Consider the following 25,316-nt stretch of genomic DNA (forward strand, 5'->3'; position numbering starts at 1 on the left):
AGATGAGTAGCTTTACTGTTCGCCAAAGTATTGAGGCGATGGAAGAATATGCCGTAGAAAGCGTGGCTGCGGATATTATTGTTAACGCCAACGAAAGCAATTACCCGCTGCCGCAGGAAATTGCGGAAAAGATTACCCAGCGCACCGCACGCTTCCCGTTTAACCGTTATCCGCCGATTAAATCGGAAAACCTGTGCGAGGTTATTGCCAAAGAGCTGGATGTAGATATTGACTGTGTAAAAATCGGCAACGGCTCCAGCGAGCTGTTGGAAAAGGCCTGCTATGTTTTTGGCGGGCCCGGCAAAAAGATTGCCGTACCCTGGCCGTCATTTTCTATGTACGGCGAATACGCTGCCCTTTCCGACAGCGAGGAGGTGCGCTATCCGCTGACAGCCGAAGGCTTTGTTGATGCTGACAGCGTTATCAGCTTTTGCAAGGAGCAGCAGCCGTCGCTCTTAATTGTCTGCAATCCAAACAATCCTACCGGCAACTATAACAGCCTGGCAGCTATGGAAAAAATTCTTGCTAATGTAGATTGCCCTGTTATCATGGACGAGGCCTATATGGAATTTGCCGATGGCAAGGAGCTGGCACCGAATGATTTGCGTCCGATGAATAAGCTGTGGCTGGTAGCAGGCTCTACGTTGAGCTTAGTCGGACGCTACAGCAATCTGATGGTCTTCCGCACCTTTTCTAAGGCCTATGGCCTGGCAGGCTTGCGCTGCGGTTACGCAGTGGGTGCGTTGGGGTTGGTGCGTCAGCTGGGCAAGGCGCTGCTGCCGTATCATGTAAATGCCTTTACGCTGATGGCAGCCAAGACCGTTTACGAAAACAAGGAATTGTATAAAGAACGCATCAAAACCATCCGCGAGGAACGCGATAAATTTGCGGACTGTCTGAAAACCTTAGGCTTTAAGGTATGGCCGACGGCAACTAATTTCGTTACCTTCCGTGCGGAGGGAGAACTGATGCAGCAGCTCGCTAATGCTTATGCGGCGAAGTTTAGCGAAAGATTGCCGGAGCAGGCTGCAGGAGGCAAGCTGATATTTAAATATCTTTTGGCCAACAGTATTCTAGTGCGTGATTTCAGCACGCATCCGGTGCTGCAGGGCTGCTTGCGTATCACTATCGGCTTACCTGAAGAAAACAAGCAGATTATTGCTAAAATCACCGAGCTGTGTGCGGAGGTAAGAGCATGAGAAGCGGTAATGTAGAAAGAAAAACGCTGGAAACAGGCATCAGCGCCGAATGGTGTCTTGATGGCAGCGGCAGCTGCGAAATAAATACAGGAATCGGCTTTTTTGACCATATGCTGACGCTTTTGGCTAAGCACAGCTTCAGCGATCTTGTGGTGCATGCTGTGGGCGACTTAGATGTCGACAGCCATCATACGGTGGAGGACTGCGGTATTGTGTTAGGCCAGGCGCTGAAGGAGGCTGTGGGCGATAAGGCAGGCATTCACCGTTACGGCAACTGCTTTTTGCCGATGGATGAAGCGTTGGTGCAGGTGTGCCTGGATTTCAGCGGTCGTCCATATCTTGTCTTTGATGCGGATATTCCTAAGGTGCAGCTGGGCATTTACGATGCCGAGATGACGGAGGAATTTTTCCGCGCTTTGGCAATGCAGGCAGGCCTCACGCTGCACATCCGCGTGCTTTACGGCAAGAATACGCATCACATCATCGAAGCAATTTTCAAGGGCTTTGCTAGAGCGTTGGCCGAGGCGGTAGCCTTTGACAGCCGTGTACATGGTGTTATGAGCAGCAAGGGTACACTTTAAGACACACTATAAAGCACCGTTGCTTCACATGTGTTGTAAGTTAGCATGAGGGAAAATATATGAGTAAAAAAATAACGATTATAGATTATGGCATGGGCAATCTTTACAGCGTGCAGAATGCACTGCGCTCCATCGGCGCAGAGCCTGTGGTGACAAGCGATGCAGAGGTTATCGCGAATGCTGAAAAAATTTTGCTTCCGGGCGTGGGTGCCTTTGGCGATTGCATGGCTAACCTGGAAAAATCAGGCCTGATTCCCGTGATTATGGACAGCCTGCACAGCGGTAAGCCTTTTCTCGGCATCTGCCTGGGCATGCAGCTTTTATTTGAGGGCAGTGACGAAGCACCGGGAGTTAAGGGCCTGGGCTTCTTTAAAGGACAAGTGCGTTTGCTGCATACCGAGCTGAAAATTCCGCATATGGGCTGGAATAAGCTGGAGCTGCGCAGTCCGTCCCCACTTTTAGAGGGTGCGGAGGGTGAATACGTTTACTTTGTGCACAGCTTTCATGCAGAGCCGGAGGACAGAAGCATTATTACCTCGGTTTGCGACTACGGTATGGAGGTTACTGCTTCCGTAGGACGCGGTAAGGTACAGGCCTTTCAGTTCCATCCGGAAAAGTCGAGCAGAGTCGGCATGCGCCTGCTGAAAAATTTTGTTAAATTATGAGGGAAAAATTATGATTATATATCCTGCAATAGATATCCGTGGTGGACGTTGCGTGCGTCTAACAGAGGGACGCTTTGATGCGGAAACCGTTTTTGCCGATGATCCGGCGGAGATGGCAGCTAAATGGGCGGCCTGCGGTGCCGAATGGCTGCATCTTGTTGACCTTGACGGTGCGCTGGCGGGCGAGGGCAAAAACCTGCCTGTGATTGAGCGTATCCTCAAAACTGTAAAAATTCCTGTGGAGCTTGGCGGCGGTATCCGCAATCTGCAAGCGATTGAAAAGCTTTTGGAGCTGGGCGTGGAGCGTCTGATTCTTGGCAGCGCTGCTGTAAAGAATCCTGAGCTAGTCAAGGAGGCCTGCGCCAAATATCCCGGACATATCGCTGTCGGCATTGATGCGAAGAACGGCGATGTAGCTATCGAAGGCTGGGGCGAGGGCAGCGGCGTTGCCGCAACCGAGCTTGCCAAAAAAATGGCGGACTACGGCGTGGCAACGATTATCTTTACCGATATCAGCCGTGACGGTATGCTCAGCGGCGTAAATGCCGAAGCGACAGCGGCGCTGGCGCGTGCCTGCGGCGTGCCGATTATTGCTAGCGGCGGCGTGGCTTCGCTCGATGATATCCGCAATGTGAAAAAATACGAAAAGGATGGCGTAGCAGGCTGCATTATCGGTAAGGCAATTTATACCGGTGCCGTTAATCTGCCGGACGCTTTAAAAATTGCTGCGGCAAAGGAGGAATAAGATGCTTACGAAGAGAATTATTCCTTGTCTTGATGTTAAGGAAGGACGTGTGGTCAAGGGCACGAACTTTGTCGGTCTGCGTGATGCCGGTGACCCGGTGGAGCGTGCGGCAGCTTATGACGCCGAGGGTGCCGATGAGCTTGTTTTCCTTGATATTACTGCGACATTTGAGGAGCGCAAGGCGATGCTGGATGTTATCAGCAGAACTGCGGCCAAGGTTTTTATGCCGCTGACAGTCGGCGGCGGTATCAGCAGCGTGGAGGATATCAAAAATGCTTTGCGTGCCGGTGCTGATAAAACCTCGCTCAATTCCGCTGCCGTAAAAAATCCGCAGCTGATTGCCGACGGCGCTAAGCTGTTTGGTAACCAGTGCATTGTTCTCGCAATTGATGCACGTAAATGCGGTGAGAACAAGTGGGAGGTTTATGTGCAGGGCGGGCGTAAGCCGACGGGCCTTGATGCCGTAGAATGGGCTAAAAAAGGCGTAGCGCTCGGTGCCGGAGAAATCCTGCTGACAAGCATGGATGCCGACGGCACAAAAAACGGCTATGACATTGCTCTGACGAAGGCCGTGAGTAGTGCCGTAAATGTGCCTGTTATCGCCAGCGGCGGTGCAGGTAAGCTGGAGGATTTCTATGATGTGCTGACAGAAGGTGGCGCTGACGCTGTGCTGGCGGCCTCTGTTTTTCACTATAAAACCTTCACTATTAAGCAGGTGAAGGAGTATCTGCGTTCTCGAGGTATAGAGGTGAGGTTATAATGCAGATCGATATTTCTAAAATCAAATTTGACAGCAGAGGACTTGTTCCTGCTGTCATTGTAGATGTACGCACGAACGATGTTGTTATGCTGGCGTACATGAATGAGGAGTCACTGCTCAAAACATTGGAAACAGGTTATACCTGGTTCTGGAGCCGCAGCCGTCAGGAGCTGTGGAACAAGGGCGCAACAAGCGGCAATCTGCAGAAGGTTGTGGAGCTGTTCTATGATTGCGATGGTGACGCATTGCTCGTAAAGGTGGAGCAGCAGGGAGTTGCCTGCCACACAGGTGAATATTCCTGCTTCCATAATCCGCTGTGGCATACTTCCAATTTGCCGGTGCCTGAGGTAGAAGGTTTGCCGAAGGTTATCAGCGAGCTGTACCGTATGATTTTGTACAAGCGTCAGGCTGATGATGCAGAGATGAAGTTCCTTATGAGCGGCAGTCAGGATAAGCTGCTGCAAAAGCTGGGCAACGAGATTACGGAAACGATTATCGCGTCCAAGAACGGCGAGAAGGATAAGGTGCTGCACGAAATGGCAGATTTGTGGTATCACTGCCTGGTGCTTCTGGCTTATCACAACATTACGCCGGAGGAGCTGCTGCGTGAGCTTGGGGGCAAGAGAGCGTAAGGAAAATTTTACAAAACCCAATATGTATGGTAGACTATAAACAGTTGCATGGTTATTTTCACTTAGCGAAAAGATCGTGCCTGACTGTGTGAGTCAGTGGCATCTGTCGAGCTTTCGGCAGATGCCTTTTTTATTGACACCACATATGACACCAAGTATAATGGAGGTAGAAAGAAGCTATGTCACAATGGGAAAAGCTACTGTACAAGCTGAAAAAATTATCACCTGATATGCGCTTTGAGGAATTGCAGAAAATATTGGAAAGCTATGGCTACGAAATGCAATCTCCGAGAAGTGGCAGCAGCCATTTTTCGTTTCGTAAAAAGGGCAGAGCTGTTATTACTATTCCTAAGCATAAGCCAATCAAAAAGGTGTATATTAAGTTAGTGAAAAATATTGTGGAAAGCGAGGAAGAAAAATGAAAACTTTAGAAGATTACATGAAGCTGAATTATCGTCTTGAGTTTGAACCTGATGAAGATGAAGGCGGTTATGTTGCTTATTTTCCTGAGCTTCCCGGCTGTATTACTATGGGGGATACTATTGAAGAGGCAGCGGCAAATGCAGTTGACGCTAAGCGTACATGGCTGAAAGCTGCCTTGGAAAATGAAATGGAAATTCCTCTGCCTGAAAAAAAGGATAAGTATTCCGGTCAGTTTAAACTTCGTGTGCCCAAGGCTTTGCATAAGCTTTTGAGTCAGCATGCTAAGCAGGAGGGTATCAGTATGAATCAGTATTGTGTGTATCTGCTCACACGTAATGATGCTTTAAATGCCAAATAGAAAAGACGGCGCGTAACCTATCATAAAGTAAAGAATCTGCTGTGCGAAAGCGTGGCAGATTTTTTATTACCTTTGTAACAATTTTCTTCTCCTGCTATAACCTAAGATACTTTTTTTCGCTAAAGCATTACAAAAGCATTTAAATATAGTATAATGATAACATATTATTTTCTGGCACTATTTTAGGGAGAGGTGTAATTACTCATGGATGAAAGAAATAATAAGCCTGTGCCGCAGCTGATAGAGGTTGAGCCAATGCAGGATGGCTACCGCTGGGTCGCAATTACAGCGATGCTGCTGGCAATCGGTATTATTCTGCACACTGTAAGTCCTAACGTCGGCGGTGTAACGCCTAACTGGACCATTGCTATGTATTCTATTGTTATCAATCTGACGCGTCCTAAGCTGTCTCAGGCTATCGGTATCGGTTTTATCGCCGGTCTGACGCTGGTGCCGTCCTCCAAATCGGCTTTCCCGCTGGGCAATGTTGCCAGTGAGCTGGCCGGTGCGACTGTCTGCTGCCTTTTGGTTGAGGCTATGTTCAAAACCGGTATCAGCGAATGGAAGCTGCGTCCGTTTATCACTGGCTTTGTTGCTACGATGACCAGCGGCGGTCTGTTTACTTTTATTCTGAAGCTTATTTTAGGCCTGCCGCTGCACGTATGGATTTATGCTATGCTGCCGGTTGTTGCGATTGTAGGCCTGCTTAACGGTCTTATAACCTTCTTCCTGTATGCTCCCGTGCGGAAGCTGTTTTACTTTCAGGAGGATGAAAAATAATGGAAAGCGTAATCAACTTAGAGAATTTTTACTTTGCCTATAAAAAATCGGATTTGGTGCTGCGTGATATCAACTTTGAAATCAAAAAAGGCAGTTTCACCGTTATCACCGGACCGAGCGGTGCCGGCAAGACAACGCTGTGTAAGGCTATGACCGGTATCGTCCCCTATTACATGGGCGGACGCTACAGCGGCGATGTTAAAATTAATGGCGAAAGCACTAAAGGCAAACGCGTTAGTGATATTGCCATGCGCGTAGGCTTTATTATGGAAGACTACGAAAGCCAGCTGGTTTCCCTGACTGCCGGTGAGGAAATTGCCTTCAGCCTGCTGAACCACGGCTTTGCGCCGCATGAGGTTGAAGAGCGCACCAGACAGGCGCTCGAGGATGTAGGTCTGCCGGGGCGCGAAAGCTATCAGCTGGACGAGCTCAGCGGCGGTCAGCGTCAGCGTCTGCTGCTGGCTGCAACGCTTGCCGTGCATCCGGAGATTATTGTGCTGGATGAGCCTGTATCCGCAATGGACCCGGATGGTGCACGTTCCCTGTATAAGCTGGTAGATAAAATCCATAAGCAGTATGGTACAACAATTATTGCTGTTGAGCATCGCGTGGATTATGTGCTGCCTTATGTAACGGATATGATTGTACTGAATGAGGGCGAGCTGGTGGCGGCTGATACCTTTGAGGCTGCAGCTCCTAAAATGTATGAAAATCCCGTATTACGTCCGTTGCTGCCGTCACTGTGGCAGATTAAGCTGGGCCTGGAGGAAAAGCTTGGCGTGGATTTGGGCGATTGGCGCAGCGAAGAGGATGCGCTGGCTGATTTTCGCACCTATGGGATTGTTGCGGCAGAAGGGAGAGCTGACTGATGTTAGAAGCAAAGGATGTCAATTTCGCTTACATGCGTGGGCAGCCTGTAATCAAGGATATGGATTGCAAGATAGAGGACGGAGAATTTGTGGCGCTGCTGGGACATAACGGCAGCGGCAAAACAACCTTGAGTCGTCTGTTTATGGCACTGTGCCATCCGCGCAGCGGCCAGGTTTTTGTTGACGGCGAGGATATCGTTAAGCGTGAGCCGGCAGATTTAGCCGACAAAATCGGTTACGTATTCCAAAACCCGGACCTGCAGATTTTAGAGGATACAGTATTTGATGAGGTTGCTTATGGTCCGCGTGCCAAAAAGCTGACGGAAGCAACTATAGAGCGTCAGGTAAACGAAGCGCTGGAGGCGATGGGGCTGACAGAGCTGAAGGGCGAGTATCCGCGTTTGCTGTCCTTTGGACAGAAGCGCCGCCTTGGCGTAGCAGCGGCTTTGGCGCTTAATCCGCGTACACTGATTCTGGACGAGATTACTAATGGCCAGGATGCGTTGGAAAAGGAAGCTATGATGAGCTACCTGCAGGCAATCAATGAAAAGCGCGGTATTACGATTGTGCTGATTTCGCATGATATGGATATTGTACGCCGTTATGCTAAGCGTGCGATTGTACTGCATTACGGCAAGCTGGTTTACGATGGTACGCCGGCGAAGCTGTTTGACGGCAGCCAGCCTGTAGAGCGCTGGGGCCTGTGCCGTCCTACGGTAGCAGCGTTAGCTGCTTCTTTGGGCATTGAGGCCGCAACTGCCGAAGAATTTTGCAAGCAAGTTATTTGTAAGGAGGGAAGCAGATGAAGCTGACAGCCTTTACACAGATTATAGTTACTCTGGCAGTTACTGCCTGGGTTTTCATTCTGCCGGTAGAAGCGGTAGCTACGATTCTTGTTCTGGAGCTGGCGCTGCTGCTATACATTAAGCATGACAGAATGACGATGGCTGCTATCGGCGGCCTGGCAGTTTTCACCGGTATGATGATTTTACTGCAGCTGCTTTTCGGCTCACCGCTCGATGTATCGCTGATCGGCGGCCTGCGCATGCTTGTTATGACGATGGCGTTTTTGTGCCTGTTGGCAGCGAGCCGAATTCAGGATATTGCCAAGGCTTTGGTAGACCGTTTCCATATGCCCTGCGAATATGCCTTCATGCTGACTACGGCACTGCGCTTTGTGCCTAACTTTCTGACCGATAGCGGTATTACGCTGGATGCACAAAGCTGTCGCGGCTATTCTAACCGTGGCAATATGTTCAAGCGCTTCTTCGCTTATCTGGTTGTTATCCGTCCGCTGGTTATGCGTGCGGTAGCCAAATCGGAAACACTGGCGCTTTCTATGGAGCTGAAGGGCTTTGGCGGCAACACCTATAAGAATATGCCGCCGGCACCGCTGCGCTTTGGAGATATTTTCGTACTCCTTCTGGTAGTAGTGCTGAGTACCTATCCGCTGTGGATTAAATACCTTTAAAAAAATAAAGAACTGCGAAAGCTCTGTGCAGTGTATTGCTGTACAAAGCTTTAGCAGTTCTTTTTTGTTGCGTAAACAAGTTTTATTCTCCCTTGGTCTGGAATTCGGCAATGGCAGGATTAATCAATGCCATATAATAACCGGCGACAACCTCGGGACCGGGATGCATTTTGTTTTTTAGCCACCAGCGTATCATGCCGACAAAGCTGCTGGTGAGGCTGTTGATTAAGAAGTCCTCCGGCACTCTTTGAGAGTATTCATTATAGGAGCCGCTCATCTTGATGCTGACATTCTGCAGCATGTAATCGCGGAAGAAGCCTAAGAACAGCGTACCGTCATCGTAATTGATGATGCCAAGGTAGTATTCGCGCTTGTCGCGCAGGTGGTAAAGAATGTGCGTAATACGTGTTTCTGTGTTTTGCGGCATATCGGAAAAATTATGTGTGGAGCAGGGAGGAACAACCGGACTGAAGATATGGTCGAAAAGCTCAAAGCAGATTTGGCGTGCCAGATCATCCTTAGTTTCGAAGTGGCTGTAGAAGGTGCTGCGTCCGACGTTGGCTGCATCAATAATTTCCTTAACGCTGACTTTTTCATAGCTCGTTTTGGTAAGCAATTTGACAAAGGCATCGATAATTGCCTGCCGGGTCTTTTTTTGTCTTCTGTCCATGGTATGCAGTGCTCCTCTCCCGATAATGTACAATTTATGAAAAGTGTTCATTAAAGTACGAATTTCGATTTTTGTAGATAGATTTTTTACCCAAATTAGATTATCATATACATAAAGTTTAGTCAAGAACTTGACTTCGCTTCATGATATACTCATACTCATCAAAAAACGTAAAAGGCGTCCGGCGGCAAACGGACGCTTTTTGCGTTGTGCGCAAAAATACAAAACCCCGCGGTCTGACGGACTGCGGGGTTTTGCTTTTGATGAGTATTGAGTAGAAAAAAGGGTTGAGCTATGCTTTGCCTTGCCGCGCAAAGCATGCGTATATAGAAAAAGCTCAAAGGGGATGATGCTTTTTACTATCGAAAATGAAAGGGAAAAGGTTTAAATAAAAATTAAAATATTGTTATATCAGAAGTGTCTGTGAAGATGGTGATGATGCAGGTGCTTAAGGTGAATATCGCCTTTGTAATGCTTGTAGCCGCGGAATTCACCTTTGTGATGTTTGGGCGGCTTCGGCGGCAGCGGTTTGTTAGCTCTTACTGCTTCGCGTTGCTCGGGAGTCATGTTCTGCAGGCGTTCATGACGAGCCCGGCGGTTCGCCATATCGTCTTTAATGAATTGCTGCACTTCGGCCTTTTGCGCCGGGGTGAGCTTAGCCATGGTTTCCTTAGCGTATTTTTTGTGTGCTTCCTTGCGATCTTTACGCATTTTTTCTACAGCCTTTTCACGCTGCTCGGGTGTCATGCTTTTCCATTCCGCGCGCAGCTTCTGGTGCTCGGCACGTTGCTCAGGTGTAAGCTTAGGACCTTGACGGTGCATCCTGTGAGCCGGTGGCGGGCAGGGACGGTCGGCGTCATTTTCGTATAAAATGGTATTTACACGCTCTTTCATAGTAGGTTGTACCTGATTTTCGGGTGTAGCTGCAAAAGCACTGCTGCAGAATGCTGTCAAAACAGCACCGGCGATGAGAATCTTTTTCATGTTCAACATTAGAATCACTCCTTGTATCTTTAAATCGTTTAGTGAAATATTGCCTTGATTAAGGCTCGGCTTTTAGCTGTTCCTTAACTTTGATTACATTGTACAGGCATATTATGACTTTTTTATGTTTTTTTGACTTAATTTAGGCTGAAAAATATCTTTTTTTGCGTCATACTTTTAACACACATAGACGTTAAAATGTAATATAATGAAAGAAAAGCAGCTTAAGGAGGTTTTGCGATGAAAAAAATACTTATCGCTGATGATAATAAACAGATTACGACAATTTTATCCGGCTATGCAAAAAAGGAAGGGTTTGAGCCGGTTATTGCGCTGGACGGAGCAGAGGCGTTGGATAAATATCTGCAGTATGAGCATGAAATTGCTGTCGTACTGCTGGACGTGATGATGCCGGAAATAGATGGCTTTGAGGTTTGCCGTCGTCTGCGCAAGGAATCCATGGTGCCGATTATTATGATTACGGCGCGTGGTGAGGATTACGATAAGATTATGGGTTTGGATATCGGTGCGGATGATTATGTGATTAAGCCGTTCAGCGCACCGGAGGTGATGGCCCGCGTGCGTGCGGTCCTGCGCCGCCTGGGTGCGCAGGAGCCGGCGAATGCTCAAACGCTGACTTACGCAAATCTGTACATTAATCTGGAAAAGTATGCAGTGCAGATTAACGGTGAAGAGGTACCGCTGACAAAAAAGGAAATCGAGCTTTTATGGACACTGGCGAAAAATTCTACGAAGGTTTTCAGCCGTGATAATCTGCTGGACAGCATCTGGGGTTACGATTATTTCGGTGACAGCCGTACTGTCGATTCGCATATCAAGCGCCTGCGTGCTAAGCTGGATAAGTACGAGCATCCGTTATGGGAAATCAAAACTATCTGGGGCGTAGGCTACCGCTTTGAGGGACACAAGGATGAATAATAAAATTGCGTTAAAGCTGACACTGTATTTTTCTGCGGTGCTGCTTGTTTTTGCATTGATTATCGGCGGTGTTTTTTACCAGTTCTTCAAGCAGCAGACGATTGAAATCAAGGAAAAGGAAATGCGTCTGCGGGCGGAGAAAATTGCCGAAGTGCTGAGTGATAATATGGAGCGTATGGAAAGCCGTCACGGTGACGGTATTGCCAATAGCAAATTTATCAGCTATCTGGATAATGTGACGCAGGAAATCGTCTGGGTGGTGGACAGCAATCGTCAGCTGAGCATCAATAAGGACAGGGTACAGCGTCAGCGTCGTGAGGTACAAAAGCATCATGAGCATAGCGGCTTTGGTCTTTTTAAGCGTCCGCTGCCGCCGATTGCCTGGAAGGAACAGCCTAAGACTTCTAAGGAAGCCTATGAAAGACTCCCTGCACAGGTAAGAGAAAAGGTTGAAGAGGGCTTTACCGGAAAAGAATTTATTTTAGAAGAATATAATCCTGTTCTGGATGGCATTATGCTGACTGTAGGCAGACCGATTTATGACAGCAAGGGACAGGTAAAGGCTGTGCTTTTGCTGCATTCTCCGGTAGCAGGATTGCAAGATGCTATCTGGTCCGGTCTGCGCATTCTGCTTATTAGTCTGCTGGTGGCAATGGCTTTGGGCATGTTGCTTTCGGTAGTGCTCAGCTGGCGCTTTACCGGCACGATAGAAAAAATGAAAAAAATTGCCGAGCGTCTGGCGGAACGTGATTATAGCGCCCGCACCAACATTAAGCAAAATGACGAAATTGGCGAGCTGGCACGTACACTTGATGTTTTGGCAGAACGTCTGGAGCTGGCAGATGCCGAAAGCCAGAAGCTGGAAAAGCTGCGCCGCGAGTTTATTGCCAACATTTCGCATGAGCTGCGCACGCCTGTAACGGTTATCCGCGGCAGTCTGGAGGCCTTGCGCGACGGTGTAGTTACGGAAAAGGCGGATGTAGAGGAATTCCATGAGCAGATGTATAAGGAAAGCCTGTTTTTGCAGCGACTGATAAATGATCTGCTGGATTTGTCGCGTTTGCAGAATACAGATTTTCCGATTGAAAAGGCTCCGTTGAACCTTGTCGATGTTATGCATGATGCAGTGCGCAGCGGCAGGCAGCTCGGTGCTGATAAAAAGCTGCAGATTACAGGCAGTGCGGATAAGGACATGTACATGCTGAACGGTGATTACGGACGCTTGCGGCAGATGCTGATGATTTTTTTGCATAACAGCATCAAGTTTTCACCCGAAGGCAGTGGAATTAAGCTGGAGCTGGCAGGCAACAGGCTGAAGCTGATTGATCATGGCTGCGGTATTAAGGAAGAGGATATTCCGCATGCCTTCGACCGCTTTTATAAGGCGCGCAATGAGCATAATAAGAGCGGCAGCGGTCTGGGACTGGCGATTGCCAAGCAGATTGCGCAGCGTCATGATATGCAGCTGGAGCTGCAGAGCAAGCTGGGCGAGGGGACAACGATTATTATCAGTCTGCCGCCTGAGCTGAAGGAAAAGGAGTATGCGGATGAATAAGATGAATTACGGCTGTGAAGGACTTTGCGTTGCTATCAGCGGCGGTACGTCAGGCATCGGGCTGGCGGCGGCGTTGTGCTTTTTGGCAGATGGTGCGCGGGTATATATTTTGGGGCGCTCCGTGGAACGTGGTGCGCAGGCATTGCGTTATCTTGAGGAGCAGACAGGAAAGCAGGCAGTATATATTTCCTGTGACGTGACGAAGCAGGCTGAATGCAAGGCTGCAGTGGCAAAGATTGCTGAGCAGGAAGCCAGGCCTGACTGGCAGCTGGATATTTTGGTCAACAGCGCCGGCTTTTATCGTGAGCAGCGTCTGGAGCAGCTTGCGGAAGCAGATTTTGATGCGATGATGAACGTCAATGTTAAGGGTATGATGTTTTTGACGCAGGCAGCACTGCCTTATCTGCGCAGTAAAAGCAGCGTGGTGAATATTGCGTCGGATGCTGCTGTCAGCGGCAATTACGGCTGTGCGCTTTATTGTGCGACTAAAGGCGCGGTAGTTGCGTTTACCAGAGCGCTGGCGCTGGATCTGGCGCCGAGCGTGCGCGTGAACTGCGTCTGCCCGGCAGACGTTGATACGCCGCTGCTGGCGCAGCAGCTTGCGGATGCGAACGGCGGTTATACATTGGCGGATGTAGCTGCAGCCTATCCGCTTCAGCGGATTGCTGCAGCAGATGAGATAGCGCACGTAATCTGCAGTCTGGCGTCTCCTGCCAACAGCTTTATGACCGGCAGCATTGTAACTGTTGACGGCGGCCTGACAGCCGGATAAATAATATATAGCAGTAAAACAGGTAAAGAAAGTTTTCTTTGCCTGTTTTTTATATACGCAAACGTATATAAGTGATATAATTAATGTATTAAAGTATAAAAAATACGGGAGGGTATTTTTATGGATAAAATGCAGCCCATTGGCGTACTTGATTCGGGAGTCGGAGGTCTGTCGGTTTTGAAATGCCTGCATCAGATGCTGCCGCACGAGGATTTTATTTATGTAGGTGATACTGCACGTACGCCTTACGGCACACGCAGTGAACAAGAAATCCGTGGTTTTGTGGGAGAAATAATCGATTGGCTGGCAGCAAAAAACGTTAAGCAGGTAGTTATAGCCTGCAATACTTTGACGATGCTTGGTGTAGACAGTTTGCGGGGGACGCATCCGTTCAGTGTTGTCGGGATGTCCAAGGGGGCGCAGCAGCTGCTGGCGGCCAGTCCTCATAAAAAAATCGGCGTGCTGGCAACGCAGTTTACTATTGCCAGCGGTTTGCATAAAAAAGCTATTCTTGCTGCAGACCCGCAAGCGCAGGTTTATCCGGTGGCTTGCCCGAAGTTTGTACCGTTGATTGAGGGAGAGCAGTTTGACAGTCCGGAGCTGCGGCAGGCTATCGCCGAGTATACCGAGCCTTTTAAAAAAGCGGGCGTTGAGGCAGTGATTTTATCCTGCACGCATTATCCTTTTATCAAAAAACAAATCGAAGCCGATTTAGGACCTGCTGTAAAGGTGCTTGACCCGGCGGCTGCCACCAGTGCCGACGCTATTGCAGCACTTAAGGAGGAAGGCCTGCTGCGTACAGAAGGCAAGGGACGTCTGCAGGTTTGCTGCACGGCTGATCTGGCAAGAGTTGAGCGCTTGGCCGGCAGAATGTTGCCTGTAGACGAGTGCGATTTTTCTTTAATCGATTTAAAGAAGAATTGATTGCATAACTTTTATTCCTTTCAAAAAAGAAGCAGGAATTTTCTTTTTAATGTCTAATTTATAGTAATTAAGAGCGAGAAAAGATTGCTTTTTTGGTGGCTTGCTATGAGAGCTGCCTAATAGGTGTTTATGTTACTAAATGCCGGTTTCATGATACTGTGAAAGTTGTATTTATATTTTCGCAGCTATGTCATCTGTATTGACGGATGACTGGTTACGCAAATGCTATTATATTCAAAAATAATATAAAGAAAGGTGGTAGCTGTGGAAAAGCAGGGAGTATTAAACGATAAAAAAATTGTAGGCTCGCCTATGGTGCATATGACATGTCTTGCTCTGGTGCTGTTTGCATTCTGGATGGTTTTGTCAGGCAGAACAGAAACAAAATTTGTCATATACGGTATCCTCACAGCTGTAGTGACGACTTGGGTTACATACCCGCTTCTGCTGGTCCCGAATAAGGACGGCAGTAAAAAGTATTATGTTTTCGGTTTTTCAATTCCGAAAATGATTATGTACTTTTTCTGGCTGATGTGGCAGCTGGTGCTCGCCAATATTGACGTGCTGCTGGCAACTACAGGTCAGGAGCTGAACATTGATCCTAAGGTTGTCCGCTTCCGCTTCAGGGCCGATAATCCTATGGCATCTGTTATTTTGGCGAACTCAATTACGCTGACACCGGGTACAGTAACAATGAATGTTACCGACGACGGTGTGTATGAGATTCATGCACTGACCGTTGGTGCGGCCGCAGGCGTGCTTGACGGCGGCATGCAGAAAAAGGTTGCTGATTTATACGGCGAAAAATTTGATTTTGCAGTAGTAGAGAGTGAGGAATGATTATGCAGATTATATTTTATATTATGATGGTAGCCATTCTTCTGATCATCGGCACAATGCTGCAGCGCTTGTTTAACGGACCGACAATTTTTGACAGAATGAACGCCTTGGGCGTTATCGGTGCCGATACAATTCTATTATTGGTACTTTTCGGCTATATTGACAAACGTCCGGATATGTATGTTGATATAGCGATTTCTTATGCAATTTTAGGCTTTATCGGCTCGTTGATTGTAGCTAAATTTATAGGAGGTAAAAGGATATGATTGAACAATTCGGTTTTACCTCCCTGCGCGAAGTTATCGCTGCACTGTTCCTGCTAAGCGGTCTGGTATTCTTCGTCGGTTCAGCTATCGGTATGCTGCGCCTGCCGGACTTCTATTCCAGAATCCATGCCTCCGGTAACAGTGAAACTCTTGGCTGTACGCTTTCCTTTATCGGTCTGATGATTTATGAAGGACCTACACTGACAGCGGCAAAGATGGCTTTTGTGTTTTTACTTGTTTTTATGGCGAATCCGATCGGCTCGCATATTCTGAGCAAGGCAGCCTATAAATCCGGACATCCTGTCTGGACACTGCAAAGCAAGGGCGCCAAAAAGCTTGTCGGTCTGGAAAAGGCTGACCACAGCGCTGACGAGCCTGTTGGTCATATCCGTAAGAAGACTGTAAAAACAAATCGTAATCAGGTACATAAATATCATAAGAAGAAAGGAGATAAATAAAATGGAGATTTATACTATTGAAGCTCTTTTACTTGTCTTCCTGATTCTCATTACCTGTGCAGTTATTTTCTGCAAGGATATTTTAAGTGCTGCGATTATCTACAGTGCGTTCAGCTTCTGTGCTGTGCTGCTGTATCTGATGATGGGCTCCCCCGACGTAGCCTTTACGGAGGCTGTTATCGGTACGATTTCTACCATCTTCTTCGTAGCTTCGTTGAAAAAAATTGATAGGTGGTGTAAATAATGCGTGGATTAGTTGCTGTTATCCTGGCGATTATGACAGGCATGTTTTGCTCTGTCGTAACCTACCTGCCCGAAATTGGTGACGCGAACACTGCGCCTAACCAGCATGTTACTCCGACCTATATCTCCCGTAGTGCGGAGGATACAGGCTCGCCCAATATCGTAACGGGCGTCATCATCGACTATCGTGGCTTCGATACTATGTGGGAAACCTCGGTAATGTTCCTCGCCGGTCTGACAACGGTGCTGGTGCTGACCAGCAATCCGGTAGGACGCAGACCTGAGGAAGAGCCGGAGGATCCGGAGGAAGGAGAGATTATCAAATGAAAGAACCATTTGGCGGTCTTATCCTGAATGTGGCCTTCAGAATGCTGGTGCCGTTCACGATTACCTACGGCATTTACGTTCTCTGCCTGGGTGAGTTTTCTCCGGGCGGCGGCTTCCAGGCAGGCGCATTGCTTTCTGTAGGCGTGCTGCTGGCACGTCTTATCCTGGGCTTTGATACAAAGTTCAATGTCTTAGGCAAAACTTCTGTTGTTCTTGCCGGCGTGGGTACCTTCCTGTATGCTTTTACCGGTTGGCTGACATTGTTCGGCGGTGCAGACTTTTTCCTGAACTACAATTATATGCCAATTCATATGGAGCCTCAGCACGAAATGCATGCCATGGGCATTTTCCTTATTGAAATCGGCGTTGCCATCTGCGTAATGATGACAATTATTAATCTGCTTGATGCAATTGTGAAAAGGGGTGACGAAGATGGAAGTGCTCAATGAGTTTTTGAAAACAAAAGGCATTTATTCCCTGGTCATGATTCTTTTCTTCCTGGGTGTATATGGCATGGTCCTCAGCAAGAACTATATGAAGAAGCTGATGGCGATGAATGTTATGCAGGTTGCCGTTATTTACTTTTATCTGTGCTTCGCACAGAAGGATGGCGCAATGATTCCTATCCAGAACGGCCTGACAACAGATCCTAATGCTTACATTAACCCTCTGCCGCATGGTCTGATGCTGACGGCAATTGTTGTAAGTCTTGGTACTACAGGCGTAGCAATTGCACTCCTCATGCGTATTAAAGAAATCTACGGTTCTGTTGAAGAAGTAGAGGTATTGAGGAGGGCTAGTAAATGACACAGCATGCTCCCGTCCTAATTGTACTTTTACCTTTAACAGCATCGTTGCTGTGTATGTTATTTTCCCGTATCAGTAAAAACTTAGGCTCCTGGATAGTTATGGCTTCTATCGCCGGTGCCTTTGCCAATGCCTGCATCGTACTGCAAAGAGTGTTGGAATCCGGCGGCAAAACCTGGCATTACTGGATGGGTGGTTGGGAACCGCCAATCGGTATTGAATTTGCTCTTGATCCGCTGAACAGTATTCTGGCAGTAGTGGTAACGTTTATTTCCCTGATGGTTTCGCTTTACAGCCGTCCGTTCGTCAAGGATGAGGATTGGCTGCATGTAGGCGGCTATTATACATTGTTCGGTCTGCTGACGGTAGGCCTTTCCGGTATGATTATCACCGGTGACGTTTTTAACCTCTATGTATATCTGGAGATTATGTCACTTTCCGGTTACGGCCTGATTGCCCTCGGCGGCAGAAAGTCAATGCTGGCAGCCTTCCGTTACCTGTTAATCGGTACCATCGGTGCTTCTCTGTATCTGCTTGGTGTCGGTTATCTGTACGCTATGACCGGTACTCTGAACATGGCTGACCTTGCTGCACGCGTAGTGCCTCATCTGAATTCACCGCTGTTTGCGATTGCTGTAGCCTGCTTTATCATCGGCTTCGGTATCAAGATGGCGCTGTTCCCGCTTCATGGCTGGCAGCCTGATGCCTACACCTTCGCTCATCCGGGCGCTGCTGCTTTTATCGCAGGCTGCATGAGTAAGGCTCCGGCATATGCTTTAATCCGTTTTGTATATTATATCTTTAAGGTTGATAACCCTGTCATGCAGAGTGCGCTCAACGTTTTGGGCATTCTCGGTGTAGCAGGCATCCTTATCGGTTCTATTATGGCGATGGCTCAGTATGACTTCCGCCGTATGCTGGCATATTCCTCTGTTGCACAAATCGGTTACATTGCAATCGGTCTGGCTATGGGCAACATGTACGGCTTCATCGGCGCAGTGCTGCATGCTATCAACCATGCTTTCATGAAGAGCAGTCTGTTCCTCGTTATCGGTGGTATTGAGTATCGCTTCGGTGAGGTCAATCTGTATCGCTTAGGCGGCATGAACAAAAAGATGACTATCAGTACGATTACCGTGCTGCTGGCTTCTCTGTCTATGATCGGTTTGCCTCCGACCTGCGGCTTCTTCAGTAAATGGTATCTTATGCTGGGTGCTTACACCGGTGCACAGTATTTCTACATCGCTGTACTTGTTATCAGCTCTCTGCTGAATGCAATTTATTTCTTCCGTATTATTGAGCAGATGTTTATACAGCGTGAAGCTTCGCTGACTGAGGTACATCCGCATAAGGGCAAGCTGGGCTTACCGCTTTCCATGGTTATCCCGATTCTCGTCGGCGGTATCATGATTCTGGTACTTGGCTTCTACAGTGTTGACATCGTTACCGATGTTGTTAAGTTAGGATTGCCGGAGGTGTTTCTGAGATGACTATTTTAGATTGCAGACCATTTCTGGCGGTTGGTGTATCCTTTATAGCTGCTGTACTTATCGCGTTCAGCAGACGTTGGCCTAACCTGCGTGAAACCTGGAGCGTTATCGCTTCCGTACTTAAATTCGGTATCATCCTGTCGATGCTGCCTGCTGTTCTTGACGGCAACCAGTATCAGTGGACGCTGTGCCAGATTACAGATACTGTGGGCCTGACGCTGCGTACCGATCCGGCCGGCATGATTTTTGCGGTGCTGGCTTCGATGCTGTGGGTACCGATGAACTTCTATTCCATCGGCTATATGCGCTGCAATAACGAAAGCGAGCAGACCGGTTACTTTGCTGCTTTTGCTATCTGCATGAGTGCCGTAATGGGCATTGCGATGGCCGAAAACCTGTTGACCTTCTTTATCTTTTACGAGCTGCTGACTTTGGCAAGCTATCCGCTGGTACTGCATAAGCGTAACCAGGAAGCTTTGATGGCCAGCCGTAAGTATTTGATTTACACCTTGATTTCCGGTCAGCTTTTCCTGGCCGGCGTTATCGCCGTTTACTGCATCAGCGGTACGATGGACTTTACTCCCGGCGGCTTCCTGACTACGGACATGGCTCCGAGATGGGTGCTGCAGGCTATCTTCGTACTGATGATTTTGGCAGGCTCCGTAAAGGCTGCAGTTATGCCGCTGCATGGCTGGCTGCCGGCAGCAATGATTGCACCGACTCCGGTATCTGCATTGCTGCATGCCGTTGCCGTTGTTAAAACCGGCGTTTTCGCCGTACTGCGTATCATCGGCTTCGTCTTTGGTCCGAAGCTGCTGGCGGAAATCGGTGTCGTTGACGTATTGGCATGGGCTGCTGCGGCAAGCATTATCATTTCTTCGCTTATCGCTCTGCGTCAGGATCATCTGAAACGTCGTCTGGCGTTCTCCACTATCGGTCAGCTTTCCTACATCGTGTTAGGTGCTGCGCTTATTTCTCCGCTGAGCATTAAGGGTGCTTACCTGCATCTGGTAGCTCATGCTGTTATGAAGATTACCCTCTTTATGTGCGCCGGTCTGATTATCGCGCGTACACACAGAAATAATATCAGTGAGCTTTATGGCATAGGCAAGAAGCTGCCGGTAACTATGGCCTGCTTCACGATTGCTTCCCTGGGTATCGCCGGTACGCCGTTCCTCGTTGGCTTTGTCAGCAAATGGAATCTGGCACTCGGTGCTTTGCAGGCAGGCAAGCCTCTGTACATTCTTGTTTGGGTTGCCAGTGCACTTTTGGCTGCCGGCTATCTGATGCCTGTTGTACAGATGGCATACTTCCGCAAGGACCCGCAGGAGGAGTTCCGTGAATATGGCGACATCAGCTACTCGATGCTGATTCCTATCTGCATTACAACGATTATTGCTGTTGTCCTCGGTATCGTGCCGGATATTTATCCGCACTTCTATGAGCTGGCAACAATGGCCTCCAACGCTATTTGCGCAGGCTGGAATGGAGGTTGGATGTAATGAGCAAGAAAACTGTTTACATGATAGCTGCTGCCGTGCTCGTACTTTCCGCAATCGGAGAGCTTTGCGGCGTACATCTGCACAGTCCTGCGTGGTGGCCGCTGCCGTTTGGCTACGATATTTTCTTCGGCTTTGTCGGCTGCTGGCTGCTGATTATTCTGGCAAAAATTATCATGACGCCGCTGCTGCAGCGTGATGAAACCTACTATGATGATCCTAAGGGAGGTGAGGACGATGAGTAATCTGCTTCATCCCGGTCTGATCCTCATTGCCGTGGGTGTGATTGCAATGATCGTGCCGAAAATGCTGCGCAAGTTCGTTTTGGCTGTAGGCCCGTTCTTTGCCCTCTTTGCTGCACTTTCTATGCCGGTTGGCACAGATTTGAGCATTGAATTTTTGGGTACAGGCTATCACCTGGGCTACATGTTTGTAGATAAGCTCAGCTATGTATTCTGCATGATTTTTGCGCTGATGGCTTGCATCGGCGGCATTTATTCCTGTCATAACGAGAACCGCATGGAAGCATTTTGCTCCATGTCCTATGCCGGCTGTGCTCTTGGTGTAACACTGGCTAAGGATTGGCTGACGCTGATTTTCTTCTGGGAAGCACTTGCCGTAACCTCTCTGTTCTTGATCTGGTGCCGCAATACTCCTCAGTCCCGTCGCGCAGGCCTGCGCTATCTTTTGGTGCACATGCTCGGCGGTAACCTGCTGCTGCTCGGTATTTTCCTGAAGGTTGGCAGCGGTGATTCTCTGATTGCAAATCTGTCTAAGGCTCCGCATGACCTTGCTTTCTGGGCAATTTTAATCGGTGTAGCTGTTAATGCGGCAATTCCGCCGGTTAATGCCTGGCTGGTTGATGCTTATCCCGAAGGTACGATTACAGGCAGCGTATTCTTAAGCTCCTTTACTACGAAGGTTGCTGTTTACGCTTTAATCCGTATCTTTGCCGGAACAGATTTCCTGATGGGCTTTGGCTGCTTTATGGCGCTTTACGGTGCTGCCTATGCGATTATGGAAAACGATATGCGCCGTCTGCTCGGTTACCATATTATCAGCCAGGTAGGCTTCATGGTTGCCGGTGTAGGCGTTGGCACGGCAATGGCCCTGAACGGTGCTGCGACCCATGCCTTCTCGCACATCCTGTATAAATCCCTGCTCTTCATGTGTGCCGGTGCAATTATCTATGCAACCGGTATCCGCAAGATTAACCAGCTCAGCGGTATGGCGAAAAAGATGCCGTTCGTGGCTGTGTGCTTCTTTGTAGCGGCGTTCTCCATTTCCGGTGTACCGTTCTTCAACGGCTTCATCAGCAAAACGATTACGATTGCCGCTGCATCCGCTGCCGGTTATGATTGGGTATATACACTGCTGGAGCTTGCCAGCATAGGTACATTCCTGTCCATTACCTTGAAGATGGGTTACTTCATCTTCCTGCGTGATGCCGATAAGAATGTAGAAATTAAAAATCCTCTGCCGAAAAATATGTATATCGGCATGGGCTTTGGCGCAGCGCTCTGCTTCCTGTACGGCGTATATCCGGATTTGCTGTATCGCTATCTGCCGTTCGGTTATCCCGATTACCAGCCGTTCACTGCAGCACATATGCTGAGCTACGTAGAAATTCTTGTCGTAACTATGGTACCGTTTATGATGTTCCTGCCGCGCATGGAGCCTCATACAGCGCTCAGCCTCGATACAGACTGGTTCTACCGTAAGCCGATTGATTTTGTCATCGTCCGTATCAGCATGTTGCTGTGTGCAATCAGCGGCGGCTTGGGCGGTGCCTGGGGCGTTCTGTACGAAAAGTTTATGGATCTTACGAGCAATCCTATGGATTTCCTCGATGCTAAACCGTTCCGTAAACGCACGCATTATAATCCTGAAAACTACCGTACATCTATCGCTGACCCGATGATGATTACCTTAACGGTGCTGGTAAGCAGCATTGCTTACTTCATTGCAACATTGTAAAATGCTTTTGAGAGCTGTCGCACGCAGGTGCGGCAGCTCTTTTATGTAGTCTTTTTAAAGTATAATTTATCTGTCTTGTAAATATTCTTATCAGGTGTTATATTATTGATAATCATCATATATGAAAGAGGTTATCGGTATGCTTAAGGGTATATTTTTAATTATAGGTGCCGCAACCTGCTGGGGCATGGGCGGTGTAGCAGGACAGTATTTGTATCAATATCATCAGGCAGATATGATCTGGCTTTGCATGGCGCGTCAGATTCTGGCTGGCTGCTTATTCCTGCTTTTTGCGTCCTTTGTGCAGAAGCAGAATATCTTTGCTATTCTCAAGGCAGATACCTGGAATATTATTGAGTTTTCGTTTTTAGGTATTTTAGGAGCGCAATTGGGCTTTTATTACACAATCAGCCTGTGCAATGCGGCGACGGCGACGGTTTTGCAGTACATGGCACCGATTTATGTAATGCTGTGGATGAGCTATAAGTCAAGAAAAATTCCTGACGGACGTGAACTGATAGGCATTGTCGGCGCACTTGTCGGTGTCTTTCTTATCGCAACGCACGGCAGTCTGGATAGCCTGGCGATTTCGCCAATGGCATTAACAATCGGTGTATTGTCTGCGCTTTCCTATGCATATTACAGCATTAAGCCGGGGCCGATGCTCAAAAAATATACTGCGGCAACGCTTATCGGCTGGGGCCAGCTTATCAGCGGCGTGGCATTGATTATCTGGCGTAATCCCTTTACGCCCGCAGGTCATTGGGATATGAGCGGCTATCTGGCGTTTGCGTATCTGCTGTTGGGTGCTACTATTGCGAGCTATGCCTTATATTTGGCAGGCCTGAAAATTGTCGGACCTACCAAGGCGAGCCTGATTTCCTGCGCCGAGCCTTTGGCTTCTATTATCTCCGTAGTTTTGCTGCTGAACACAAAATTGGCAATGGCTGATTATATCGGTATGGCGTGCATTATTTTTACGGTTTTATTACTTTCATTGCCCAAAAAATAAACATTTTTCATAGCAGATATGATAGAATAGAATTAAGTAAAATAGCTTAAGCCAAGCAGGAGGAGGTACGGAGATGACTGATTATAAGTACAAATATGGTCATGGCTACAAGGAGTTTTCTCTGCCGGAGGAGCATGTTCTGGGCGAACTGAAAATGAAGCAGATGCCGCCGCTGGAGAATTTAAAAGCAGCTGTTCTGGATGCTTTGTATCATCCTATCGCCAGCGCACCGATTAATGAGCTGGTGCAGCCCGGAATGAAAATTGCCTTTATCTGTAACGATTCAACCCGTGTTGCCAACACGCATTCCTTTATGCCCATTTTGGTTAACGAAATGAATAAACTGGGCGTTAAGGATGAGGATATGCATATTGTCTTTGCGTTAGGCACCCATCGCTGCATGAGCCACGAGGAAATGGTGGAGCAGGTTGGCGAGGACGTTGCCAAACGCCTGAAAATGTATAACAGTGACTGCCACGTGCAGGATGATTTTGAATATTTTGGTGAAACAGAGCATGGTACGCCTGTATGGCTCAATAAGCATGTCTGCGATGCTGACCTGGTTATTTTGACCGGTACCGTTGTTTATCACTTCTTCAGCGGCTTTGGCGGTGGACGCAAGGCTGTGCTGCCCGGTGTTGCCGCTATGGAAACGGTACGCAAAAACCATAGCCTGATGATGAGCCCGGAGGCCAAATTAGGCAAGCTGCATGGGAATCCTGTATACGATGATCAGGTTGCGGGCGTGCGTCTTTTTGCCAAAGAGCATAAGATGTTCCTGTTCCATTCCATTTTGGATGCGCAAAAGCAATTCCTGAAGGTTTTTGCCGGTGATTGGTATGAAGCACATCTTGAGGCCTGCAAATTTGTCGAGCAGGTTTATGGCGTGCCTATCAACGAGCCTGCAGATGTAGTTATTGCCAGCTGTGGTGGTTATCCTAAGGATATCAATATCTATCAGCTGCAGAAGACGATGGATAACGCCTGGTGCGCTGTTAAGGACGGCGGCGTGATTATTATTCTTGGCGAATGTGAAGAAGGCAGCGGCAGTGCTGCTTTGGAAAAAGCTTTGGAAGAAAATCCTTCGCCGGATGCTATTAAAGCTGAGCTGGAAAAGAATTTTGTTATCGGTGCGCATAAGGCATTTGCTATCACCCGCCTGATGAAGAAAGCGCATTTTATACTTGTTTCTGCTTTGGATAAAGAGCTTGCTAAGAAATTGCTGTTTGAATCAGTGGACAGTGTAGAGGAAGCAATACAGCTGGCAGAAAAATATGTTGGCAAAGATTATAAGGTTTTGTTGATGCCGCGGGGTAGTTTGACAGTGCCTGTGTTGAAAAAATAAAATTCTATAAAAAAATAAATGGCTCTTGCCTTTTACGATGATATCAGATATAATTGTAATGTTATTAGTATGTGATTAAGTAGAAGGGGAGAACGTTTGTGAAGTTAGATATTGATTACAAGGCTATTGGACTGAGGATAAAGGCCGCTCGTGCCAGAAAAGGATTAACTCAGGGAAATATAGCTAATCTAACTGGTCTGTCAACTCCGCATATCAGCAATATAGAAACCGGTAATACTAAGCTTGGCCTGCCTACAATTATTCATCTGGCTAATGTACTGGATGTTTCTGTGGACGAGCTGTTGTGTGACAACATTCATCACAGTGAGCAGATTTACTGCAATGAGCTGGCTGACCTGGTTAAGGATTGCTCTGTAGACGAGCTGCATATTATTTCTGAATTGGCTAAGGTCATCAAAAAGGCTGGTATTAACAGTGCCAAGAAGGCCAGAAAGCGCCGTACTAAGGCAGAGATGGCAGCAGCTAAGGCAGCGGAAGAGGCTGCAATGCAGCAGGAAATTTAATAGGCTTATGTGCTACTGTAGCTCAGCTGGTAGAGCAACTGATTCGTAATCAGTAGGTCGCAGGTTCAAATCCCGTCAGTAGCTCCATTAAAAAACCGCCCCCAGACGTAAGTTTGGGGGCTTTTTGTATGCTTAGGTAGCCCATTTGGGAGCCCTTTTATGAAAAAGAATAAAGAGGCTGGGATAAAACCACTCTGCTAT

32 protein-coding genes and 1 tRNA gene are annotated in these 25,316 nt (G+C 48.0%); 31 read left to right on the plus strand and 2 right to left on the minus strand.

Features of this window, described 5'->3' with window-relative positions; translation table 11 throughout:
* Positions 1–2: 2 nt before the first annotated feature.
* The 12 genes from Q0G26_RS06295 to Q0G26_RS06350 all read left to right on the plus strand — a co-directional run bounded on the left by Q0G26_RS06295 (position 3) and on the right by Q0G26_RS06350 (position 8,483).
* Positions 3–1,199: an aminotransferase class I/II-fold pyridoxal phosphate-dependent enzyme gene (locus Q0G26_RS06295; RefSeq protein WP_293829215.1), complete on the plus strand. Its 1,197-nt coding sequence runs from the start codon at positions 3–5 to the stop codon at positions 1,197–1,199.
* A complete protein-coding gene (hisB, locus tag Q0G26_RS06300; RefSeq protein WP_210685388.1) occupies positions 1,196–1,780 on the plus strand; it encodes an imidazoleglycerol-phosphate dehydratase HisB in 585 nt (194 codons plus the stop codon). The genes Q0G26_RS06295 and hisB overlap by 4 nt, the downstream gene beginning before the upstream one ends.
* A gap of 59 nt (positions 1,781–1,839) precedes the next feature.
* On the plus strand, positions 1,840–2,445 hold the full coding sequence (gene hisH, locus Q0G26_RS06305) for an imidazole glycerol phosphate synthase subunit HisH (protein ID WP_293829216.1): 606 nt from the start codon (positions 1,840–1,842) through the stop codon (positions 2,443–2,445).
* 10 nt (positions 2,446–2,455) lie between these two features.
* A complete protein-coding gene (gene hisA, locus Q0G26_RS06310; RefSeq protein ID WP_293829217.1) occupies positions 2,456–3,190 on the plus strand; it encodes a 1-(5-phosphoribosyl)-5-[(5-phosphoribosylamino)methylideneamino]imidazole-4-carboxamide isomerase in 735 nt (244 codons plus the stop codon).
* Position 3,191: 1 nt separating this feature from the next.
* On the plus strand, positions 3,192–3,950 hold the full coding sequence (gene hisF / locus Q0G26_RS06315; protein WP_021719142.1) for an imidazole glycerol phosphate synthase subunit HisF: 759 nt from the start codon (positions 3,192–3,194) through the stop codon (positions 3,948–3,950).
* Positions 3,950–4,582: a bifunctional phosphoribosyl-AMP cyclohydrolase/phosphoribosyl-ATP diphosphatase HisIE gene (gene hisIE / locus Q0G26_RS06320; protein WP_293829218.1), complete on the plus strand. Its 633-nt coding sequence runs from the start codon at positions 3,950–3,952 to the stop codon at positions 4,580–4,582. Before hisF ends, hisIE begins: the two co-directional genes overlap by 1 nt.
* 179 nt (positions 4,583–4,761) lie before the next feature.
* Positions 4,762–5,004, plus strand: a complete 243-nt coding sequence (locus Q0G26_RS06325) for a type II toxin-antitoxin system HicA family toxin (protein ID WP_293389878.1) — start codon at positions 4,762–4,764, stop codon at positions 5,002–5,004.
* Positions 5,001–5,363 (plus strand): toxin-antitoxin system HicB family antitoxin, encoded by a 363-nt coding sequence (locus Q0G26_RS06330; RefSeq protein ID WP_293829219.1) that lies wholly within the window; start codon positions 5,001–5,003, stop codon positions 5,361–5,363. Before Q0G26_RS06325 ends, Q0G26_RS06330 begins: the two co-directional genes overlap by 4 nt.
* 204 nt (positions 5,364–5,567) lie before the next feature.
* Positions 5,568–6,143: a tryptophan transporter gene (locus Q0G26_RS06335; protein ID WP_293692665.1), complete on the plus strand. Its 576-nt coding sequence runs from the start codon at positions 5,568–5,570 to the stop codon at positions 6,141–6,143.
* Positions 6,143–7,012, plus strand: a complete 870-nt coding sequence (locus tag Q0G26_RS06340; RefSeq protein ID WP_293829220.1) for an ABC transporter ATP-binding protein — start codon at positions 6,143–6,145, stop codon at positions 7,010–7,012. The genes Q0G26_RS06335 and Q0G26_RS06340 overlap by 1 nt, the downstream gene beginning before the upstream one ends.
* Positions 7,012–7,818 (plus strand): energy-coupling factor ABC transporter ATP-binding protein, encoded by an 807-nt coding sequence (locus tag Q0G26_RS06345; RefSeq protein ID WP_021719138.1) that lies wholly within the window; start codon positions 7,012–7,014, stop codon positions 7,816–7,818. The genes Q0G26_RS06340 and Q0G26_RS06345 overlap by 1 nt, the downstream gene beginning before the upstream one ends.
* Positions 7,815–8,483 (plus strand): energy-coupling factor transporter transmembrane component T, encoded by a 669-nt coding sequence (locus Q0G26_RS06350; RefSeq protein WP_293692662.1) that lies wholly within the window; start codon positions 7,815–7,817, stop codon positions 8,481–8,483. Before Q0G26_RS06345 ends, Q0G26_RS06350 begins: the two co-directional genes overlap by 4 nt.
* A gap of 82 nt (positions 8,484–8,565) precedes the next feature.
* Here Q0G26_RS06350 and Q0G26_RS06355 read toward each other — a convergent pair whose 3' ends face one another.
* Both Q0G26_RS06355 and Q0G26_RS06360 read right to left on the minus strand, forming a co-directional pair.
* Positions 8,566–9,153 (minus strand): TetR/AcrR family transcriptional regulator, encoded by a 588-nt coding sequence (locus Q0G26_RS06355; protein WP_293829221.1) that lies wholly within the window; start codon positions 9,151–9,153, stop codon positions 8,566–8,568.
* A gap of 411 nt (positions 9,154–9,564) precedes the next feature.
* A complete protein-coding gene (locus tag Q0G26_RS06360) occupies positions 9,565–10,146 on the minus strand; it encodes a hypothetical protein (protein WP_293829222.1) in 582 nt (193 codons plus the stop codon).
* Positions 10,147–10,377: 231 nt separating this feature from the next.
* Here Q0G26_RS06360 and Q0G26_RS06365 point away from each other — a divergent pair, with 231 nt between their 5' ends.
* From Q0G26_RS06365 to Q0G26_RS06455, 19 genes are all read left to right on the plus strand, one after another.
* Positions 10,378–11,076 (plus strand): response regulator transcription factor, encoded by a 699-nt coding sequence (locus Q0G26_RS06365; RefSeq protein ID WP_293829223.1) that lies wholly within the window; start codon positions 10,378–10,380, stop codon positions 11,074–11,076.
* Complete coding sequence (locus Q0G26_RS06370; protein ID WP_293829224.1) at positions 11,069–12,631, plus strand: ATP-binding protein; 1,563 nt, start codon at positions 11,069–11,071, stop codon at positions 12,629–12,631. The genes Q0G26_RS06365 and Q0G26_RS06370 overlap by 8 nt, the downstream gene beginning before the upstream one ends.
* A complete protein-coding gene (locus Q0G26_RS06375; protein ID WP_293829225.1) occupies positions 12,624–13,403 on the plus strand; it encodes an SDR family oxidoreductase in 780 nt (259 codons plus the stop codon). Before Q0G26_RS06370 ends, Q0G26_RS06375 begins: the two co-directional genes overlap by 8 nt.
* Positions 13,404–13,523: 120 nt before the next feature.
* Positions 13,524–14,327: a glutamate racemase gene (murI, locus tag Q0G26_RS06380; RefSeq protein ID WP_293829226.1), complete on the plus strand. Its 804-nt coding sequence runs from the start codon at positions 13,524–13,526 to the stop codon at positions 14,325–14,327.
* Positions 14,328–14,591: 264 nt separating this feature from the next.
* The gene (locus tag Q0G26_RS06385; RefSeq protein WP_293829227.1) at positions 14,592–15,167 is read left to right on the plus strand and encodes a Na+/H+ antiporter subunit E; all 576 of its coding nucleotides are present in this window, start codon (positions 14,592–14,594) and stop codon (positions 15,165–15,167) included.
* A gap of 2 nt (positions 15,168–15,169) precedes the next feature.
* Positions 15,170–15,433 (plus strand): monovalent cation/H+ antiporter complex subunit F, encoded by a 264-nt coding sequence (locus tag Q0G26_RS06390; protein WP_021720122.1) that lies wholly within the window; start codon positions 15,170–15,172, stop codon positions 15,431–15,433.
* Positions 15,430–15,891: a monovalent cation/H(+) antiporter subunit G gene (gene mnhG / locus Q0G26_RS06395; RefSeq protein WP_293829228.1), complete on the plus strand. Its 462-nt coding sequence runs from the start codon at positions 15,430–15,432 to the stop codon at positions 15,889–15,891. Before Q0G26_RS06390 ends, mnhG begins: the two co-directional genes overlap by 4 nt.
* 1 nt (position 15,892) lies before the next feature.
* On the plus strand, positions 15,893–16,135 hold the full coding sequence (locus Q0G26_RS06400) for a hydrogenase subunit MbhD domain-containing protein (protein ID WP_009146418.1): 243 nt from the start codon (positions 15,893–15,895) through the stop codon (positions 16,133–16,135).
* The gene (gene mbhE, locus Q0G26_RS06405; RefSeq protein WP_009146419.1) at positions 16,135–16,461 is read left to right on the plus strand and encodes a hydrogen gas-evolving membrane-bound hydrogenase subunit E; all 327 of its coding nucleotides are present in this window, start codon (positions 16,135–16,137) and stop codon (positions 16,459–16,461) included. The genes Q0G26_RS06400 and mbhE overlap by 1 nt, the downstream gene beginning before the upstream one ends.
* Positions 16,458–16,910: an MnhB domain-containing protein gene (locus Q0G26_RS06410; protein ID WP_021720124.1), complete on the plus strand. Its 453-nt coding sequence runs from the start codon at positions 16,458–16,460 to the stop codon at positions 16,908–16,910. The genes mbhE and Q0G26_RS06410 overlap by 4 nt, the downstream gene beginning before the upstream one ends.
* Complete coding sequence (locus tag Q0G26_RS06415) at positions 16,894–17,268, plus strand: cation:proton antiporter subunit C (RefSeq protein ID WP_009146421.1); 375 nt, start codon at positions 16,894–16,896, stop codon at positions 17,266–17,268. Before Q0G26_RS06410 ends, Q0G26_RS06415 begins: the two co-directional genes overlap by 17 nt.
* Positions 17,265–18,758, plus strand: a complete 1,494-nt coding sequence (locus Q0G26_RS06420) for a monovalent cation/H+ antiporter subunit D family protein (protein ID WP_293723653.1) — start codon at positions 17,265–17,267, stop codon at positions 18,756–18,758. Before Q0G26_RS06415 ends, Q0G26_RS06420 begins: the two co-directional genes overlap by 4 nt.
* Entirely contained in the window at positions 18,755–20,260 is a 1,506-nt protein-coding gene (locus Q0G26_RS06425; protein WP_293692320.1) for a monovalent cation/H+ antiporter subunit D family protein, read from the plus strand. The genes Q0G26_RS06420 and Q0G26_RS06425 overlap by 4 nt, the downstream gene beginning before the upstream one ends.
* A complete protein-coding gene (locus Q0G26_RS06430) occupies positions 20,260–20,502 on the plus strand; it encodes a hypothetical protein (RefSeq protein ID WP_293692322.1) in 243 nt (80 codons plus the stop codon). The genes Q0G26_RS06425 and Q0G26_RS06430 overlap by 1 nt, the downstream gene beginning before the upstream one ends.
* A complete protein-coding gene (locus Q0G26_RS06435) occupies positions 20,495–22,234 on the plus strand; it encodes a Na(+)/H(+) antiporter subunit D (protein WP_293829229.1) in 1,740 nt (579 codons plus the stop codon). Before Q0G26_RS06430 ends, Q0G26_RS06435 begins: the two co-directional genes overlap by 8 nt.
* Positions 22,235–22,373: 139 nt before the next feature.
* Positions 22,374–23,246 (plus strand): DMT family transporter, encoded by an 873-nt coding sequence (locus tag Q0G26_RS06440; protein ID WP_293829230.1) that lies wholly within the window; start codon positions 22,374–22,376, stop codon positions 23,244–23,246.
* A gap of 73 nt (positions 23,247–23,319) precedes the next feature.
* Positions 23,320–24,591, plus strand: a complete 1,272-nt coding sequence (larA, locus tag Q0G26_RS06445; RefSeq protein ID WP_293829231.1) for a nickel-dependent lactate racemase — start codon at positions 23,320–23,322, stop codon at positions 24,589–24,591.
* A 98-nt stretch (positions 24,592–24,689) separates the two neighbouring features.
* Positions 24,690–25,115, plus strand: a complete 426-nt coding sequence (locus tag Q0G26_RS06450) for a helix-turn-helix transcriptional regulator (protein WP_293829232.1) — start codon at positions 24,690–24,692, stop codon at positions 25,113–25,115.
* A gap of 11 nt (positions 25,116–25,126) precedes the next feature.
* Positions 25,127–25,202: transfer RNA gene (locus Q0G26_RS06455), tRNA-Thr, on the plus strand.
* Positions 25,203–25,316: the final 114 nt, after the last annotated feature.

The organism is uncultured Phascolarctobacterium sp., from assembly GCF_934190775.1.
GTDB lineage: Bacteria > Bacillota > Negativicutes > Acidaminococcales > Acidaminococcaceae > Phascolarctobacterium_A.

Bases quoted from the DNA above. Each gene is read 5' to 3' on its own strand.
- Q0G26_RS06355 (WP_293829221.1), bottom strand. From the start codon at position 9,153: ATGGACAGAAGACAAAAAAAGACCCGGCAGGCAATTATCGATGCCTTT.
- Q0G26_RS06430 (WP_293692322.1), top strand. From the start codon at position 20,260: ATGAGCAAGAAAACTGTTTACATGATAGCTGCTGCCGTGCTCGTACTT.
- Q0G26_RS06295 (WP_293829215.1), top strand. From the start codon at position 3: ATGAGTAGCTTTACTGTTCGCCAAAGTATTGAGGCGATGGAAGAATAT.
- Q0G26_RS06420 (WP_293723653.1), top strand. From the start codon at position 17,265: ATGACACAGCATGCTCCCGTCCTAATTGTACTTTTACCTTTAACAGCA.
- Q0G26_RS06345 (WP_021719138.1), top strand. From the start codon at position 7,012: ATGTTAGAAGCAAAGGATGTCAATTTCGCTTACATGCGTGGGCAGCCT.
- hisA (WP_293829217.1), top strand. From the start codon at position 2,456: ATGATTATATATCCTGCAATAGATATCCGTGGTGGACGTTGCGTGCGT.
- Q0G26_RS06325 (WP_293389878.1), top strand. From the start codon at position 4,762: ATGTCACAATGGGAAAAGCTACTGTACAAGCTGAAAAAATTATCACCT.
- Q0G26_RS06440 (WP_293829230.1), top strand. From the start codon at position 22,374: ATGCTTAAGGGTATATTTTTAATTATAGGTGCCGCAACCTGCTGGGGC.
- hisF (WP_021719142.1), top strand. From the start codon at position 3,192: ATGCTTACGAAGAGAATTATTCCTTGTCTTGATGTTAAGGAAGGACGT.
- Q0G26_RS06410 (WP_021720124.1), top strand. From the start codon at position 16,458: ATGAAAGAACCATTTGGCGGTCTTATCCTGAATGTGGCCTTCAGAATG.
- Q0G26_RS06350 (WP_293692662.1), top strand. From the start codon at position 7,815: ATGAAGCTGACAGCCTTTACACAGATTATAGTTACTCTGGCAGTTACT.
- larA (WP_293829231.1), top strand. From the start codon at position 23,320: ATGACTGATTATAAGTACAAATATGGTCATGGCTACAAGGAGTTTTCT.
- Q0G26_RS06435 (WP_293829229.1), top strand. From the start codon at position 20,495: ATGAGTAATCTGCTTCATCCCGGTCTGATCCTCATTGCCGTGGGTGTG.
- Q0G26_RS06400 (WP_009146418.1), top strand. From the start codon at position 15,893: ATGGAGATTTATACTATTGAAGCTCTTTTACTTGTCTTCCTGATTCTC.
- Q0G26_RS06425 (WP_293692320.1), top strand. From the start codon at position 18,755: ATGACTATTTTAGATTGCAGACCATTTCTGGCGGTTGGTGTATCCTTT.
- Q0G26_RS06390 (WP_021720122.1), top strand. From the start codon at position 15,170: ATGCAGATTATATTTTATATTATGATGGTAGCCATTCTTCTGATCATC.
- Q0G26_RS06360 (WP_293829222.1), bottom strand. From the start codon at position 10,146: ATGTTGAACATGAAAAAGATTCTCATCGCCGGTGCTGTTTTGACAGCA.
- Q0G26_RS06330 (WP_293829219.1), top strand. From the start codon at position 5,001: ATGAAAACTTTAGAAGATTACATGAAGCTGAATTATCGTCTTGAGTTT.
- Q0G26_RS06375 (WP_293829225.1), top strand. From the start codon at position 12,624: ATGAATAAGATGAATTACGGCTGTGAAGGACTTTGCGTTGCTATCAGC.
- Q0G26_RS06340 (WP_293829220.1), top strand. From the start codon at position 6,143: ATGGAAAGCGTAATCAACTTAGAGAATTTTTACTTTGCCTATAAAAAA.
- Q0G26_RS06415 (WP_009146421.1), top strand. From the start codon at position 16,894: ATGGAAGTGCTCAATGAGTTTTTGAAAACAAAAGGCATTTATTCCCTG.
- Q0G26_RS06335 (WP_293692665.1), top strand. From the start codon at position 5,568: ATGGATGAAAGAAATAATAAGCCTGTGCCGCAGCTGATAGAGGTTGAG.
- Q0G26_RS06365 (WP_293829223.1), top strand. From the start codon at position 10,378: ATGAAAAAAATACTTATCGCTGATGATAATAAACAGATTACGACAATT.
- mbhE (WP_009146419.1), top strand. From the start codon at position 16,135: ATGCGTGGATTAGTTGCTGTTATCCTGGCGATTATGACAGGCATGTTT.
- mnhG (WP_293829228.1), top strand. From the start codon at position 15,430: ATGATTGAACAATTCGGTTTTACCTCCCTGCGCGAAGTTATCGCTGCA.
- hisB (WP_210685388.1), top strand. From the start codon at position 1,196: ATGAGAAGCGGTAATGTAGAAAGAAAAACGCTGGAAACAGGCATCAGC.
- Q0G26_RS06370 (WP_293829224.1), top strand. From the start codon at position 11,069: ATGAATAATAAAATTGCGTTAAAGCTGACACTGTATTTTTCTGCGGTG.
- hisIE (WP_293829218.1), top strand. From the start codon at position 3,950: ATGCAGATCGATATTTCTAAAATCAAATTTGACAGCAGAGGACTTGTT.
- hisH (WP_293829216.1), top strand. From the start codon at position 1,840: ATGAGTAAAAAAATAACGATTATAGATTATGGCATGGGCAATCTTTAC.
- murI (WP_293829226.1), top strand. From the start codon at position 13,524: ATGGATAAAATGCAGCCCATTGGCGTACTTGATTCGGGAGTCGGAGGT.